The sequence below is a fragment of the Corallococcus sp. BB11-1 genome, assembly GCF_026626625.1.
Lineage (GTDB): Bacteria > Myxococcota > Myxococcia > Myxococcales > Myxococcaceae > Corallococcus > Corallococcus soli.
Genome location: NZ_JAPNJY010000022.1, coordinates 412,319 through 427,033, shown reverse-complemented (window position 1 = coordinate 427,033; position 14,715 = coordinate 412,319). Strand labels below are relative to the sequence as shown.

The 14,715-nt window shown below is 71.0% G+C and carries 14 protein-coding genes; 4 read left to right on the top strand and 10 right to left on the bottom strand.

The genetic code is table 11. From position 1 onward, the window contains the following. A partial coding sequence (gene msrB / locus OV207_RS18425; RefSeq protein WP_267556463.1) for a peptide-methionine (R)-S-oxide reductase MsrB occupies positions 1 to 1,093 on the bottom strand: 1,093 nt, incomplete at its 3' end. Positions 1,094 to 1,328: 235 nt separating this feature from the next. Here msrB and OV207_RS18420 point away from each other — a divergent pair. Further along, positions 1,329 to 1,625, top strand: coding sequence for a hypothetical protein (locus tag OV207_RS18420; protein ID WP_267556462.1), 297 nt, complete (start codon positions 1,329 to 1,331; stop codon positions 1,623 to 1,625). Positions 1,626 to 1,696: 71 nt separating this feature from the next. On the opposite strand, the gene OV207_RS18415 is transcribed toward OV207_RS18420, so the two are convergent. After that, positions 1,697 to 2,284 (bottom strand): prolyl hydroxylase family protein, encoded by a 588-nt coding sequence (locus OV207_RS18415; RefSeq protein WP_267556461.1) that lies wholly within the window; start codon positions 2,282 to 2,284, stop codon positions 1,697 to 1,699. Between the two features lie 122 nt (positions 2,285 to 2,406). Next, positions 2,407 to 3,606, bottom strand: coding sequence for an FG-GAP repeat domain-containing protein (locus OV207_RS18410; protein ID WP_267556460.1), 1,200 nt, complete (start codon positions 3,604 to 3,606; stop codon positions 2,407 to 2,409). Between the two features lie 188 nt (positions 3,607 to 3,794). On the opposite strand from OV207_RS18410, the gene OV207_RS18405 reads away from it, so the two are divergent. The 3 genes from OV207_RS18405 to OV207_RS18395 are packed head-to-tail and all read left to right on the top strand — an operon-like array spanning position 3,795 to position 6,362. Beyond that, positions 3,795 to 4,649 carry a class I SAM-dependent methyltransferase gene (locus tag OV207_RS18405; RefSeq protein WP_267556459.1) on the top strand — a complete coding sequence of 285 codons (855 nt, stop codon included), beginning with the start codon at positions 3,795 to 3,797 and terminating at the stop codon, positions 4,647 to 4,649. Positions 4,650 to 4,684: 35 nt separating this feature from the next. Continuing rightward, positions 4,685 to 5,593: a DUF6310 domain-containing protein gene (locus OV207_RS18400; protein ID WP_267556458.1), complete on the top strand. Its 909-nt coding sequence runs from the start codon at positions 4,685 to 4,687 to the stop codon at positions 5,591 to 5,593. A gap of 1 nt (position 5,594) precedes the next feature. Then, on the top strand, positions 5,595 to 6,362 hold the full coding sequence (locus OV207_RS18395) for a DUF5953 family protein (protein ID WP_267556457.1): 768 nt from the start codon (positions 5,595 to 5,597) through the stop codon (positions 6,360 to 6,362). Positions 6,363 to 6,427: 65 nt separating this feature from the next. Here OV207_RS18395 and OV207_RS18390 read toward each other — a convergent pair whose 3' ends face one another. The 7 genes from OV207_RS18390 to OV207_RS18360 all read right to left on the bottom strand — a co-directional run bounded on the left by OV207_RS18390 (position 6,428) and on the right by OV207_RS18360 (position 14,625). After that, positions 6,428 to 7,972, bottom strand: coding sequence for a hypothetical protein (locus tag OV207_RS18390; RefSeq protein WP_267556456.1), 1,545 nt, complete (start codon positions 7,970 to 7,972; stop codon positions 6,428 to 6,430). Between the two features lie 11 nt (positions 7,973 to 7,983). Continuing rightward, positions 7,984 to 8,640 (bottom strand): hypothetical protein, encoded by a 657-nt coding sequence (locus OV207_RS18385; RefSeq protein WP_267556455.1) that lies wholly within the window; start codon positions 8,638 to 8,640, stop codon positions 7,984 to 7,986. Further along, positions 8,630 to 10,057 carry a hypothetical protein gene (locus OV207_RS18380; RefSeq protein ID WP_267556454.1) on the bottom strand — a complete coding sequence of 476 codons (1,428 nt, stop codon included), beginning with the start codon at positions 10,055 to 10,057 and terminating at the stop codon, positions 8,630 to 8,632. Before OV207_RS18380 ends, OV207_RS18385 begins: the two co-directional genes overlap by 11 nt. Before the next feature lie 113 nt (positions 10,058 to 10,170). Beyond that, positions 10,171 to 11,469 (bottom strand): hypothetical protein, encoded by a 1,299-nt coding sequence (locus tag OV207_RS18375; protein ID WP_267556453.1) that lies wholly within the window; start codon positions 11,467 to 11,469, stop codon positions 10,171 to 10,173. Between the two features lie 75 nt (positions 11,470 to 11,544). Then, a complete protein-coding gene (locus tag OV207_RS18370) occupies positions 11,545 to 12,405 on the bottom strand; it encodes a glycoside hydrolase family 16 protein (protein ID WP_267556452.1) in 861 nt (286 codons plus the stop codon). Between the two features lie 105 nt (positions 12,406 to 12,510). Further along, positions 12,511 to 13,263: a Type 1 glutamine amidotransferase-like domain-containing protein gene (locus tag OV207_RS18365; protein WP_267556451.1), complete on the bottom strand. Its 753-nt coding sequence runs from the start codon at positions 13,261 to 13,263 to the stop codon at positions 12,511 to 12,513. A gap of 57 nt (positions 13,264 to 13,320) precedes the next feature. After that, entirely contained in the window at positions 13,321 to 14,625 is a 1,305-nt protein-coding gene (locus tag OV207_RS18360) for a family 16 glycosylhydrolase (protein WP_267556450.1), read from the bottom strand. Positions 14,626 to 14,715 lie beyond the last annotated feature (90 nt).

Sequence of the window (14,715 nt, the reverse complement as noted above, 5' to 3'; positions counted from 1 at the left end):
GGGTGACGACGGGGCGGGGCCACTTGCCCGACGCGTTGACGCGGGCCTTCACCGTCTCCGCCGTCTTCCTCTGCGCGTCCGACAGGTAGAAGAGGGCGGAGCGGTACTGCGTGCCCACGTCGTTGCCCTGGCGGTTGAGCGTCGTCGGGTCGTGCATGCGGAAGAACCACTTCTCCAGCAGCCCCTCGTACGTCAGCAGCCTCGGGTTGAAGACGACGCGCACCGCCTCCGCGTGGCCCGTCGTCCCCAGGTGCACGTCCTCATAGGTGGGTTGGCTGGACGTCTTCGCGCCGCCCGTGTAGCCGACCTCCGTCTGGATGACGCCGGGGATCTTCCGCAGCAGGTCCTCCATGCCCCAGAAGCAACCACCGGCGAGGTACGCGGTCTCCGTGGTGGCCTCCGTCGGGGTCGCGGCCATCGCCAGCACCACGGCGCCGGTGGCGGCGGGCGTCGCGGCGCCCTGGGATTCGCCCGGGGCCTCGCGGCCGAAGGCCGGCAGCCACGCGCCATAGCCCTTCGCGGCCAGCTCGTTCACGGGGACGAAGCGCAGCGACGCGGAGTTGATGCAGTAGCGCAGGCCGGCGGGCTCCGGGCCGTCCTCGAAGACGTGGCCCAGGTGGGAGTCACCGTCCCTGGAGCGGACCTCCACGCGCACCATGCCCAGGCTCGCGTCGCGCTTCTCCACGACGTGCTCCTTCGCCAGCGGGCGCGTGAAGCTGGGCCAGCCGGTGCCGGAGTCGAACTTGTCGCGCGAGGAGAAGAGGGGCTCGCCGCTGACCACGTCCACGTAGAGCCCTTCCTCGTGGTGGTTCCAGTAGGCGTTGCGGAAGGGCGGCTCGGTGCCTTCCTTCTGCGTCACCTGGTAGACGGACGGGGACAGGGTGCGCCGCAGCTCCTCGTCGGACGGCTTCGTGTACGCGCGGCCGTCCTTCACCTGCGCGACCTCGGTGGCCTTCGTGCCCGGCGCGGCGCCGCGCGCCTCGGTGCACGCGCTCAGCGCCGCGAACAGGACCAGCGCGACGGGCCACAGCCGGCGCGCCACCGTCGGCGGGGCACGACGGGCAGGGGAGGAGACGGTTGGGGCGGGCGACATGGACTCGGGCCTCCAGCACACGCCCGGGGTGGGCGCTTCTCCCTGGTACGCGGGACCCCCGGGTGCGGTTTCAGGGATTGTTGAGTCCTGGGGACACCGGGCCGCCAGACGGGCCATTCCAGCCCCTCGCGCAGGCCCGGGCAGTGGCCGGGAAGGCAGGCCGGCGCTACCTTTCCCCTGACGGGGAGGCAAGCCAATGGGCGAGGGACGTGGACCAAGGGGCCCGATCGGGCGGGTGACGGGCATCTCGCGGGCCGAGGGCGCCAGCGTCGTCCTCCGCATCCGTGCCCTCCACCGGGTGGAAGGCACCACGGCCATCTCCTCCAACACCGCCACGCGGCGCTCGTTCGCGGAGGTGCTGGAGCGCCATGCGCAGGGGCTGAACTGGTCGCAGCCCCTGCCGCTGCCCGTGACGCCCCGGGCCCTGCCGCCTCCCGTGCGGGGCCACGAGGACGCGGAGCTGATGCGCGCGGAGCCGGCGCCGGACACCTTCGCCGGCCTGCTGTGGTTGAAGCTGAAGCGCTCCCGGTAGCGGGTCGCGGGGCCGAGGAGGTCGCCGGACCTGGACACGTCGCTCCGCCCGATGAGGCCCGGGGCTTCCCGTCAGGCGCCCACGCGGCGGTACATGAGGTCGGTGCGGAGCGCGTACTTGCGGCCCTCGGTGACCTCCGCGCCTTCGTGAAGCAGGTGGTGGTTGAAGAGCAGGGCGGTGCCCATGCTCGGCGTCACGGAGTGCCCGAGCGAGAAGAAGTTCGTCGCGCCGCCGTGCATGCCGTCATTCAGGTAGACCATGAAGGTGAGCAGGCTGCGCTCGTCGCGGTGGCGCACGAAGGCGCCGTCGTAGTGCGGAGCGAAGTACTGGCCCACGTCGTAGCGATAGCAGCGCAGTCGCTCGTTCGTCCCGCACGCCTCCCATTCGCGCTCCAGCCGGCGCGGGATGTGGGGAGCGATGCGCTCGAACAGTGTCGCCGCCAGCGCGACGTCGTCGAACATCGCCCGGGTGTTGTTGCGGATGTCGGGGCGCATCACGAAGCCCGACGACGTGGTGATGGGCGCCGCCGTCGGCCCCACGCCCTCGATGCGCTCAATCAGCACGCGGCACTCCTCGGCGCTGAGCAGCCTCTCGACGGTGACGAGGAGCGGGTTGCGCGTGTCGAGCTCCTCCTCGGGGTCCGGAAGGATGTTCAGCATGGGGCTCTCCGAAGGCGCCAGGCGGCGGGTCGCGCCTGGAGCCCATGATGCCCGAAGTGTCCCGCCCTGGGGGCCCTGGCGCTCGTCGGTCTGTCCCGCTCCCTGGTCTCGCGGGCAAGGGCCTATTCAGCGCAGGGGCGGGCCGTGCCGGGCCGCGGCGCCAGGGTGAGGTCCACCGCCACGGCCGGAGCGCCAGCGCCCAGCAGCGCGGAGACGTCACGGCCCCGTGCGTTCGGCGTCACGAGGTCCGGCTTCCCGTCGCCGTTGAGGTGCCCCACCGCGACCGCGTAGGGCCCGTCCCCCGTGGCGAAGCGGGTGCCCGCGCCGAAGGTGCCGTCGCCCCGGCCGGGCAGGACGGACACTGTGTCGTCGAAGAAGTTCGACGTGGCGAGGTCCAGGTCCCCGTCCCCGTCGAAGTCCCCGGTCGCGACGAAGTACGGCCCGCCCTCCACGGGGAAGTCCCTGTGGGGCAGGAACGAGCCGGTGCCCGTGCCACGCAGGACGGACACGCTGCGGCCCAGGAAGTTCGACGTGACGAGGTCCGGTGCCCCGTCACCGTCCACGTCCGCCACCGCGACCGAATAGGGAGAGTTGCCCGTCCGGTGGTCCACCGGGGGCGCGAAGCTCCCATCACCCCGGCCGAGCAGCACCGACACCGTGTCCACGAAGTTGGCGGTGACGAGGTCCGCCTTGCCGTCATGGTTGAGGTCGCCCACCGCCACCATGAAGGGACTGGTGCCGGTGGGCGCGTCCTTCCGGGGCCTGAACGTCCCGTCGCCCCGGTTCAGCAGCACCGACACGGAGTCGGTGCGCGCGTTGGACGCGACCACGTCCCACCGACCATCGCCATTGAAGTCACCGACGCCGACCGACGAGGGCTCCCCGCCCACCGCGATGTCGGTGCGGGGCAGGAACGTGCCGTCACCCCGGCCGAGCAGCACCGACACGGTGCCCACGAAGTTGCTGGTGACCGCGTCCAGGAGACCATCGCCGTTGAAGTCGCCCACCGCGACGGCGTTGGGCTTCAGGCCCGTGGCCGTGTCCAACGGCGCCGCGAACGTCCCATCCCCCAGGCCCCTCAGCAGCGACACGTTCCCCTCGCGGTGGTTGGCCGTGAGGACGTCCATGCGGCCATCCGCGTCGAAGTCGCCCAATGCCAGCGCACGCGCTCCCGTCCCGGTGGGAGACGCCAACGGCGGGTCGAGCAGGGGCAGCGACGGAGGCGGAGTCGCTTGAGGCACCGCGCGCGTCAGCCCCATTCCCAGCAGGCTCGTCACGCTGAAGAGCAGCACGCCCGCATGGGCCATCCCGTGATGTCGCATGTGATTCCCCCTCTACAGGTCTCAACCAGCAAGACCGTACGAACTGGTTTTCCATGACATCCCCGCTCGTGGTTCAAGAGTTATGACGGAAGTCCGTGGGGAACCATGCCCCTGGGGGGAGGGGTGGTGCCGTGCGGAGGACAGACGCAGGCCGGCCTGCACGCGCGAGGTAGGCTGCGCGGCCCGCCATGTCCGCCTCGTCCGAGCCGTCGTCCCCGTCGTCGTCCGAGCCGGTGTCCGAACCCGCCGGGTCGTCCCGTCGCCATGCGCTGGTGGTCACGACGTCGGACCGGGTGGACGCGGCGCTCGCACAGCGTGCGCGGGGTGCGGCGGAGTCGGTGGGGGTGCCCTATGTGGAGCGCCACCACAAGCTGCCCTTGCGGAAGCTGCTCACCGACATGGCGGACGCGCTCATCGTCTTCGAGTCCTCCGCCGTGTCCCTGGTGGACGCGGAAGGCGCGCTGCGCTTCTCGCCGGGGCTCGCGCACCTGCGCGTGAAGCAGCTCGACGCGGGCGTGCCGGAGGACATGCTGCTGCGCATGGCCGGGCTGCGCGAAGGGGAGCGCGTGCTGGACTGCACGCTGGGCCTGGGCGCGGATGCGCAGGTGGCGGCGCGGCTGGTGGGGCCCACGGGGCACGTCATGGCGCTGGAGAAGAGTCCGGCGCTCTACCTGCTGGTCCACCACGGGCTCGCGGGTTTGCCGCGCCATCCGGCCTCGTGCGCGGTGGAGGTGGTGCACGCGGACGCGGCGGAGCACCTGCGCACGTTGCCGGACGGCGCGTTCGACGTGGTGCTCTTCGATCCGATGTTCGAGCGCGAGCGCAAGTCCTCCGTCGCGTTCGAAGCGCTGCGCCGCCACGCGGACTACGCCCCGCTGACGCGCGCCACGGTGGAGGAGGCCCGGCGCGTGGCGCGCAGGGCGGTGGTCATCAAGGGCTCGCGCTACTCGCGGGACTTCAAGAAGCTGGGCATCACCCCGGAGCCCGCCCGCCCCAACGCCACCGTGCTGTGGGCGAAGGTGCCGGGCTCAGGGCTTCGGTGACGAACGACGACGCCCTGGCTTGAAAGGACGCGACCATGCATGCCCGCGCTTGCATCGCACTGCTGCTGATTCTCTCTGCCTGCGCCACGTCGGGGCCGAGCCCAGGCGAAGCCGTGGCCCGGAGCCCAAGGAACGCCAACCTCCAGAGAGCGGCGGCGCTGCCCTGGGAGGATGAGGGGCGGTGTGTCGTCCAGGAGGCCTCCCATCCCTGGCCGGAGGTGGTTGAGCAGTGCTTCCACGCGCTCGACCAGGAGCGGATCCGGTTTCGAGATCCCACGGGGCGCTGCGCTGTCGCCTCCGCGGGCGCGGCTGCCATGGGCATCGGGTTCTGCGTCCTCGCGGCCCCGGAGATCATCGTGGGCGCGGTGATCGTGGTGGGGGTGGTGGTGGTGGGCATCGCCATCAAGGAAGCGCTGGATGCGTATGAGCTGAAGCGGGCCGATCCCGAGGATGCCGTGCCCGTGCTTGAAACGAAGCCCGCTCCGCGTGAGGCCGTGGCGGAAAGACGGCCCAAGCCGCAGCCCGCAGGGCAGGACTGGCTTCCTCCAATGCCCCCCGATGCCCGGGAGCGGGAGCGCCGCCCGGAGTGCAAGCCCCTCCCGGTGCCTCACCTGGGTGGCGATGTCCTGCACAACATGTGCGCCGACAGGGTGCCTCGGAATGGCTTCCCTGGCTCGGACGTGCTCGTCAACGGGAAGCGGTTTGACGCGCTTCAACTCCACGCGCGCGTGCTGTGGGAGGTGAAGACCGACAACTTCGACACGTTCTCGGTCTACCTGCAGCGGACCGTGCCTGAGAAACAGGTGCAGGAACTGCGGCGAGAACGTGACCTCGCGCTGGCCTGCGGATTTGAATTCCGGGTCGGTGTGCGAAGCGCCGCGCACAAAGTCGCGCTGGATGACTTGGATGGCAGCCTCGAAATCGTCGTGATGGACTGGTGCTGACATGTCGCCTGCGCGAAGAGATGAAATTTCCCTCGCTGTCTACGCGCCCGCACTCGTGGGCAACGATGGCCGCCCCCTGGCCATTGTTCGTGCCATGGAACGCGCGTCCCCGGGCTTGCGCTTGGAGTGGAAGATTTCTGACGAGGGGCAACCCGTGCCACTTACAGACCGTGATGCGTGGGTAGTCCAAGGGCGACCGAACGGGCCGGGCTTTCCGCTCATCTGCAACGGCGGCCCCGAGGACGACCTCGTGACGCTCTTCGGGCTGGAGATACCGGCGGGCCTCGGGCCGGGAGGTCGGCCGATATTCGATGTCCATGCGCATCTGCCCCTGAACGCAGGCACCATCGCGGTGGCAGAGGCTGTGCTGGAAGCCATCGCGGAGGGCGCTCGCGCGTTCTGGGGGTACGCGACGCCCTTCAACACGAACGTGGAGATTTCGCGGCAGGTGCGCCATCCGGTGCGCAAGCCGGGAGTTCCGCCAAGGGGCCTGCCAGCACTCAGTCTCAGCGAGTTCATCCGCTCGCCTGAGATTCCACATCGCCTGGGGTGGCTGAACTACTGGTCATCCGCTACCGCAAGCGTCATCGGGTTCCCGGACCCGGCCCGTGACCTGGACCTCCTCTCACGAGCGAGGCGCACCGCGATGGGGGGATGGGTCGTCAGGCTCACGGACGAGCCGCTCGACCTGGACAACCCTGCCCACCTGGAAGTGCTCCTGCGGACCTACGAGCGCTTCCCGGTGATTGGCGGGCGCGCAGCGCCTTGACCCCCGGGGTTTCCCGAGCGCCACCCGGGCTTCGTGAAAACGACCGGGGACGCTGGGGACTGGCATCACGCGCGCCTGAAGGCGCTCGCGTCCGGCAGGCCGCTGCCTCCCAGGTCCGCGCCCATGGCGGTGAGGACGCCGGAGAAGATGTCCGGCTCGTTGGACGTCATCTTGCCCGGCTGCGCCTCTCCGGTGCGCGCGTCGAAGCCGTAGGTGAGCGTGGTGTTCGGGTCCATGCCGCCCAGCACCGTGTTGCCCTTCACCATGGGGGACAGGAGCAGGAAGCCGTTGTTCAGGTCGTGGCCTGAGCCGAACTCGGTGGCGTTGGTGGGGCGCGGGCGGGTGCGGCCGAAGTCCGTGGCCACGTAGATCATCGTGCGGTCCCACATGGACTCGCCAGTCGCCGCGTCGAACGGCTCCGACTTGAGCAGGCCGATGAGCGAGTCCACCGCGCCCAGGATGCGCGCCCACATGAATGCCTGTCCTCCCCGGTGGTCGTTGTGGCTGATGTCGAACGCGAGCGGCGGGTTGGCGATGCCGTTGGCCCCGCCCACCGCGACGTTGAAGTCCGGCCCCAGCGTCACCGACACGGACACGCGGTACTTGAGCAGCAGGAACGCGAGCGCCGCCTGTCCCTCCACCGGGTCGGTGAAGAACGCGGGGAAGGCCGCGCGCAGCCGCGCCCCATCCGGGGAGCTGTCCAGCCCGTACTTCGCCAGGGGAATCTGCGGCGGCGCGTTGGGCAGGATGTTGAGCCGGGTGATGAGGTCCATGCCCTCCAGCTTCGGCTGCTGCACGCTGCGCTGCTCGTTCCAGCGCCGCAGGGCCGCGCTGTCCTGGAAGGTGCGGCCGAAGATGGACTTCTCATCCAGCGCGTTGCGTGTGGAGCGCGCCAGCGCCATGACGTCCTTCGACGGCGCGTTGGCGATGCCGCGCGATCCGTCCAGCCCCAGGGGCCAGAGGGACGGGTTGACCACCGTCTCCCCGAAGCAGGCCAGGGGCAGGTCCGGGTCGGTGCCTCGCTCTGAGTAGCCGCCGGTGCCCATGTTGACGTTGGGCAGCGGCATGCTCGCCCCCCACTGGAGCGCGACCGCCTCCTGGAGCGTGCGGCCCCGCCAGGCCGCGTTGCCCGTGAGCGAGCGCTTCTGGGCGATGCCGTGGTTCACCGACGTGCCCACGGACGTGGCCACCAGCATGTCGTTCATGTGCTTCTTCACGAACGCCAACTGGTCGGTGTTGACCGGGATGGGGATGCTGCCCAGCCGGCTGTTGCTGTACTTCACCGCGCGGAAGGGGCTGCCCGTCACGGACTGCACCTGCGCGTCCGGGAAGGTGTTGAGCGCGCCCGCGTTGGCGCACTCGGACTGGCGCACGGCGAGGAAGCTGTCGACGATGGATGCGCCTCCCGCGGCCCCGATGACGATGAGGAACTTCGGCTTGCCGTCGAGCGCGTCGCGCTCGCGGCCCAGCTTCTCCAGCGCCTCGGGCGTCTGGAGGGACTCCCGGCAGCCGGAGAGGAGGGGGCCCAGGGTGGCGGAGCCCGCCGCGCAGAGCGACAGCGCCCGCAGCATCTCCCGACGCGACAGCCGACCGGTGTGTTTGAGGGTCATGGACGGGTTCCTCAGTAGAAGACGGCTTCAGCGGAAGAGAAGACGGCGAGACACGCGGCCTGCATCCAGGCGACGCCCGGGTTGGACGTGCCGGTGGCTTCCACATCGAGCGCCAGCCGCACCAGCGTGTCGCGCTCCTCCTGGGTCGGGTCGCGCAGCCAGGCTCGCCGCGCCAGGGACGACACCGCCGTGGCGACGGCGGGGCTCGCCGCGTCGGTGAGCTTGCCGTTCGTCAGCGTGACGCCCTTGAACACCACCGCGGTGGCCGGCACGTTGACGTCCAGGGCGATGCGCGCGTTGCAGGCGGAGAGCACGGTGCGCTCCACCGCCAGCGGCGCGGCGGCGCCCGTCACCGGGGCCGTCTCGTAGACGCTGTGCTCGTACGGGTCCACGCCGCCCAGGGACACGCCGTGCACCTTCTGACACGGGTACTGGCCCAGCTCGTTGCACACGGCGGAGGCGGGCAGCTCCAGCGCGGTGGCCAGGTCCAGCGACAGGCGCTCGGGGCCCTTGAAGCGCAGGTTGCCCTTCTGGGACTTCGCGACGCCGCCGTCGTAGGCGGGCGCCACCCCACCTCCGGCGCCAGGGCCCAGGTCGGTGGCGAGGGGGACCTTGTCGGAGCAGCCCGTCAGGAGGAGGCAGGTCAGGAGCAGGCGTTCAGGGCGCACCGTAGGCCTCCGTGCGGATGAGGTCGTGCAGCATCTTCTGCACGCGGTAGTCGTGCGGGCCGCGCAGGGCCTGCCACGTGCGGACGAACTCCTCGTTCTCCTCCGGCGTGGGCGCGTGGCCGATGAGCAGCTTCCAGTAGTCGGTGACGGTGGAGATGGCGAAGGCGTCGCTGTTGCTCGCCACCTGCGCCCACTCCAGGAGGTTGTTGACGGGCTGGCCCAGGATGACGCCCTTCTCCGGCGTCTGCTTCAGGGTCTCGACCTCGTTGGGGAACAGCAGCTCCAGGCGGTTGGGCAGGTAGCGGTTGGACAGCCCGCCGCTGATGCCGTTGTAGTTGCGGTACGGGTACGACAGCGGGTCGAGCGTCGCGTGGCACGCGGCGCACTGTTCGGCCTTCACGCCCTTGGCGTCGTAGTCGCGAGGCTCGCTGGGCACGCTGTGCAGGCCCTCCTGCTTCGCGATGTCCAGGCCCAGGTACGCGCGGTACATCTGCGAGGCGGCGTTGCGCGGCAGCGCGGTGAACATGACGAACGCGGTCAGCGTCCACGCGCTCGTCATGTTGCCGGCGCGGTGCGCGGCGTCCACCGTCTGGGAGGAGAGCGCGTTGACGGACGTGTACGTGGTGGGTTTCGTGCCCGAGCGCTTCACGAAGTACCGGGCGGTGAGGACCTCGCGCGCGTCGTGGTCGTCCGTCTGGGACCAGGCGAAGAGGGCGTAGTCGTCGTAGTAGTCGGCCAGGGGAATCTGGCCCGCGTCCTCGCCGGACTTGATGGAGCCCACGGGCCGGATTTTGGGGTGGGCCAGCTTCCAGAGCTGCCCGTGCTTGCCGCGCCAGAAGTCGGACTGGAGGCAGCGGTCCAGCTCCTGGTCGATGAAGGCGCGCTTCTTCTCCTCGCTGCCCAGCTCCAGGAACGTCCGCACCTGCACGTAGGTGGGGGACACGCCGCAGAAGTCGCTCAGCATCCGGCGGTACACGAAGCGCGTGTCGTACTGGCAGACCTTGAACTGGGGGTTCTCCCCGCCGCCGCAGACGCCGCTGGGCGGGAGGCTCCGGGCGTCGCCGGGCAGCGAGCCCTGCTGAATCTCAAACTGGTTCGGGGCCTGGTCGCCGTCGGTGTCCTCGGTGGCGATGGCGCGCAGCGCGGCGGGCAGCGCCTGGGCGAAGTCCGCGTCGGAGAGGGGGCGCGGCTTGCCGGGGGCCAGCGAGCCCTCCAGCGCGGCGCCGTACGTGTTCCGCTGGGGCGGGGCCACGTGACAGTAGGTGCAGGCGGGCTGGGTGCCCTGGCACGCGGGCGCGGTGGGGTACTCGGCGCAGAAGAGGCCGGGGCCGCCAGGCTTGGCCGCGACCGGGGTCGCGAACCCCAGCAGCAATCCGAGCAGCAGCCAGCGGCTCGGGGGTTCAGGAAGTGGGGGCACGCGGGCTCCGAAGGTCGGGGGCAGTCCTCTACGGACACTTCAACCCGGTGAATCAGAAACGGTTTCGGAGATTCGTGCGAGTGGGGAACTGTCGGACGTTCACCGGGGCCCGGTCACCACGGCTTGCGCTCCAGCAGGTGCCGCGACTGGGGCGAAGGGGAGAGGAAGGTCACCGGGGCACCCGCGACGCGCTCCACCTCCTCGACGTGCCTGCGGGCCGCGTCGGTGAGCTGCTCGAAGCGCCGGGCCCCCCAGTTGGTGGTGGCCAGCGCTCCCCCCAGTCCGAGCACCAGGTCCGTGGGCGCGTTGAGGGACGCCGACCTGCGCAGCCCCACCCAGTCGAACGCGAAGGGCTCCGCGTCCTCCAGCGTGGGGCACACCAGGACCGTGCGGGCCACCCGGCCCGGCGCGATGCCCGCCGCCGCCAGACAGCCGCTCGCCGTCGCGTCGGAGGATGCGGCGCGGGTGGGGGTGCCTTCCAGGAGCACGCGGTGCCGCAGGGCGAAGGCGTCGTCCAGCACGTCGAGCGTGGGGCGCAGGAAGCCCTGGAGCGCCGCGACGGAGTGCGCCTCCTTCACGCCCGGGTGCCCCGCCTCCAGGACGACGGCGCGCGGGTCGATGAAGAGCTGCTCCGGCTGGACTCCCCGCTCCTCCAGCTCCAGGCGCAGGCGCTCCACGCACACGGGTGTCCCCGGGCCCAGCACGAGCCGCGCACCGGAGCTTGTATGGGCGCCGGAGGGGAGCTGCGGGAAGGTGGAGAAGTCCCCGCGATGCTCCGGAGGGAGTCCGCCCACCCGGAGCAGGACGTCGTAGCCGGGCGCGAGGTGCGCCGCGATGGGGCCCGTGTCCTCCTGCCCCCGCGGTCCTCCGATGAGGACATCCACGAGCCGCTCGTCCGGACGTCCATACAGCCCCAGCCGGCTGGCCACGCGCACGAGCACCGCGTCGGCGGAGAGCCGCTGCGTGTCCAGGACGAGATCCGCGAGCAGCTCCAGGTCCCGCAGCGCGTGCTCGGAGGGCTGGCCCCAGGCCGCCTCGGAGTGGAGAGGGGCTGCTTCGCGCGCGGCGCCTGACGCGGCCCGCGCCGGCCCGGACGCCTCCAGGTGGACGTGCACGACGCGGAGCCGGGGGCTCCTGCGAAAGCCCTCCACCTGGGGTGGGCTGCTCACGGCGTCCACCACGACGAGCCCGGGGTGGGCGTGCTGCGTGAGCACGGCCTCCGCCAGCCAGCGTCCCCCGGTCTCCTCGTCCAGCGCCGCGCTCCAGTCCCGGGGCGGGCCTTCACCGTCGCGCGTGGGGAGGAGGTCCCGCGCGCGCAGCAGCCGCGCCCCGAACCGCCGCGCGAGCCCCTGGGCGAGGGTCGTCCTTCCCGCGCCTCCGGCCCCTGACACCACCACCACCGTGACCGCCATGCGTTGCCCCTTCCGTGAAGAGGCGCAACGTAGAGAGCGCCGCGCGGGCCGCCCATACCCCGGAGGAGGGAGGCGCTACCGCCGCTGGGAGACGCGCACCCAGTCCACTTCCATCGTCTGGGGGCCCTGACGCAGCAGGTCCGCGGTGGCCTGCGGCACGCCGAAGTAGGGCTCCTTCGCGCCGTTGACGCCGGAGGGGTAGGTGCCGCCCACCGCGAAGTTGAGGATGATGAACAGGGGCTTGTCGAAGGCCCACGCGCCGTGCTGCTCGACCTCCGCGCGCGTCGTGGTCTTCACCAGCGCCCCGTCGATGAACCACTGGATGTCCGTGGGCGAGGACTCGACGCCGTACTCGTGCCAGTCGCTCACGGGCGTGCTCGGGTGGAAGCGGCCGTTGATGGGCGTGTTGCCGGAGTAGCCCTGGCCATGCAGGGCGACGGAGATCCAGTCGCCGTAGCCGACGTTCTCCATGATGTCGAGCTCACCGCACGCCGGCCACCCCGTCTTCGCGATGTCCGCGCCCAGCATCCAGAACGCCGGCCACAGGCCCGGCCCCACCGGCAGCTTGATGCGCGCCTCGACGCGGCCGTGGCGGAACTCCCGCTTGCCCACGCTCTCCAGCCGGCCGGAGGTGAACGGATAGCCGTTGTTGGACTGGAGGCGCGCGGTGAGCTTCAGCGTGCCGTCGCTCACCGACACGTTGTCGGGCGACGTCGTGTACTGCTGCTGCTCGTCGTTGACGTGCACGTTCGTGTTGATGATCCAGTTGGACGCATCCACGGACGTGCCGTTGAACTCGTCGCTCCACACCTGCACCCAGCCGTCCCCGGCGCGGGCGGCCTCCTCGCGCTGGGGCGCGACCGGCGCTCCCGCACAGGCCATCAGCCCCGCGCCCAGCGCCCAAGCCCCCACCGTCCTGCTCCATGTCGACGCCATCACTGCTCCTCGAATGTGTACCCCGAAGGGGGATGAATGCCGGCCGACCTGCTGGCGAGGCGGTCCGGTGCGCGCACACCGGGCCTGGGTGAAGCCATGCGGACCCTACTGGAGCGTCCGTCGGTCCACCGGCGCGTCGGGGGTCTCCCCGCGGTAGGGCGTGGCGGGAGGCAGCAGCAGCGCTTCGTGCAGCCGGCCCTCCACGTCCAGCGACACGTCCACCACGGGCTGGCGCACCGGCTCCACGCTGCCATCCGCGTGCAGGAGCACGCCGCCGCCCTGCGGAATGCCGAGCCCCCGCGTGGGCAGTCCCCCCTGCCGCACCGCGAGCTTGAGGCCCGGCCAGTCGGGCGGCTCGTGCACGCCGATGAGGTAAGGCGCCAGCCCCAGGGTGGGGAAGGGCTCGCCCTCCCGGGGCAGGTCGCCGCACCACGCGCCCAGCCCCAGGTGCATGGCGCCCGCGGACACGCCCAGCAGCATGGCGCCCGCCTGATGACGCTCGCGCAGGAGGGCATCCACCCCGTGCGCCTGGAACGCCTCCCAGCCCACGCGCGGGTCACCGCCCGCGAGCAGGATGATGTCCGCGTCCTTCAGCCACGCCAGGTCTTCGGCGGAGGGCGCGGCCGGAATGGGCCGGCACCGCGCACCGGAGAGGCCAATGCCCTCCATGGCCGCGGTGAAGATTTCATAGAAGGCCGGCACGTCGCCGTTGGAGGCGCCCAGGTAGGCGGCGCGCACGGGCGGCACGCGCAGCTCCGCGCCGGTGAGCACCCGCACGCAGTCCAGGAACGGGCGTCCGTCCACGCGCCAGAACAAGGGGGCGCTGTCGGCCAGCAGGAGCAGGGGCGGGAGCGGCATGCCCGCGAGGATAGGTGGGGCGGAGGCGGGGAGCCACTGTGTGGCTCCCCGGGACGACTACCGCCACTGATAGGCGCGGACCCAGTCGACTTCCATCGTCTGGGGGGTGTTGCGGATGAGGTTCGCGGTGGACTGCGGCACGCCGTAGTAGGGCGTCGTGGCGCCGTTCAGGCCGAAGGGATAGCCCCCGCCCACGGCGAGGTTGAGGATGATGTACAGGGGCTTGTCGTACGCCCACGCGCCGTAGCGCTCCACCTCACCGCGCAGCGTGGTCTTCACCAGCGCCCCGTCGACGTACCACTTGATGTCGGTGGAGGAGTACTCGGTGCGGTACACGTGCCAGTCGCTCACGGGCGAGCCCGTGTAGAAGCGGCCGTTGATGGGCGTGTTGCCGGAGTAGCCCGGGCCGTGCAGCGCGCCGGACACCCAGTCGCCGTAGCCGACGTTCTCCATGATGTCGAGCTCACCGCACGCCGGCCAACCCACCGTGTTGATGTCGTTGCCCAGCATCCAGAACGCCGGCCACAGGCCCGCGCCCACCGGCAGCTTGATGCGCGCCTCGATGCGGCCGTGGCGGAACTCCCGCTTGCCCGCGCTCTCGATGCGGCCGGAGGTGAACGGATAGCCGTTGTTGGTCTTGAGGTGCGCGGTGAGCTTCAGCGTGCCGTTGCTCACCGACAGGTTCTCGGACGCCGTCGTGTACTGCTGCTGCTCGTTGTTCACGTGCACCGACGTGTTGGGCGTCCAGTTGGACGTGTTGAGGCTGTTGCCGTCGAACTCGTCGCTCCAGACCTGCACCCAGCGGTCCTCGCCGCCGCCGCCCACGATGCCGAAGGAGAACGCCTCCCAGCAGCCCACGCTGGCCCGGTTGGCGTACAGCGGCGCCGTGCTGCCCTGGTTCGCGTCCGCGGACACGAACTGGCCCGTGCTCTTGGCCCTCAGGGCCACGGTGCCGTCGGGCTGGGGCACCCAGGTGAAGCGCTCCCAGTCCCCCAGCGCCGTGCGGAAGCCCGTGACCTGCCCGCCCGCGTTCGGATCCGCCGACACGTACAGCCCCGTCTCGCTCACGCGCAGCGAGATGAAGTCATTGCCCGCGTCCCCCACCACGAACTGCTCCCAGCCCAGGAAGCTGTCGCGGTTGGCGACCAGCGGCGCGTTGGCGTGGATGTTCCGGTCCGCCGACACGTACTTCTGCGTGGCGCACGCCTTGAGCCACACCGTCCGGCCCAGCGGCGCCGCCGTGGCCGACCGCTCCTGCGTGACGAGCGCTTCGGGCGTCACCGCGTCCGGCTCCGTCGGGGCCGGGGCCCCGCCGCACGCCGTCAGCCCCACCAGCATTCCCAGCGCCCACAGCCCCTGCATCCTGCTCGGTCTCGATGCCAAAGCGTCCTCGAAGTCGGGCCCGGACCAGGAAGGGATCCGGGAGTTGTTCAAGTCGATTTGTACGAAAAA

What these genes read in the sequence shown, in the direction of transcription:
- OV207_RS18415 (WP_267556461.1), bottom strand. Translation starts at nt 2,284, where the DNA reads ATGCTGAACATCCTTCCGGACCCCGAGGAGGAGCTCGACACGCGCAAC.
- OV207_RS18410 (WP_267556460.1), bottom strand. Translation starts at nt 3,606, where the DNA reads ATGCGACATCACGGGATGGCCCATGCGGGCGTGCTGCTCTTCAGCGTG.
- OV207_RS18405 (WP_267556459.1), top strand. Translation starts at nt 3,795, where the DNA reads ATGTCCGCCTCGTCCGAGCCGTCGTCCCCGTCGTCGTCCGAGCCGGTG.
- OV207_RS18400 (WP_267556458.1), top strand. Translation starts at nt 4,685, where the DNA reads ATGCATGCCCGCGCTTGCATCGCACTGCTGCTGATTCTCTCTGCCTGC.
- OV207_RS18395 (WP_267556457.1), top strand. Translation starts at nt 5,595, where the DNA reads ATGTCGCCTGCGCGAAGAGATGAAATTTCCCTCGCTGTCTACGCGCCC.
- OV207_RS18390 (WP_267556456.1), bottom strand. Translation starts at nt 7,972, where the DNA reads ATGACCCTCAAACACACCGGTCGGCTGTCGCGTCGGGAGATGCTGCGG.
- OV207_RS18375 (WP_267556453.1), bottom strand. Translation starts at nt 11,469, where the DNA reads ATGGCGGTCACGGTGGTGGTGGTGTCAGGGGCCGGAGGCGCGGGAAGG.
- OV207_RS18370 (WP_267556452.1), bottom strand. Translation starts at nt 12,405, where the DNA reads ATGGCGTCGACATGGAGCAGGACGGTGGGGGCTTGGGCGCTGGGCGCG.
- OV207_RS18365 (WP_267556451.1), bottom strand. Translation starts at nt 13,263, where the DNA reads ATGCCGCTCCCGCCCCTGCTCCTGCTGGCCGACAGCGCCCCCTTGTTC.
- OV207_RS18360 (WP_267556450.1), bottom strand. Translation starts at nt 14,625, where the DNA reads ATGCAGGGGCTGTGGGCGCTGGGAATGCTGGTGGGGCTGACGGCGTGC.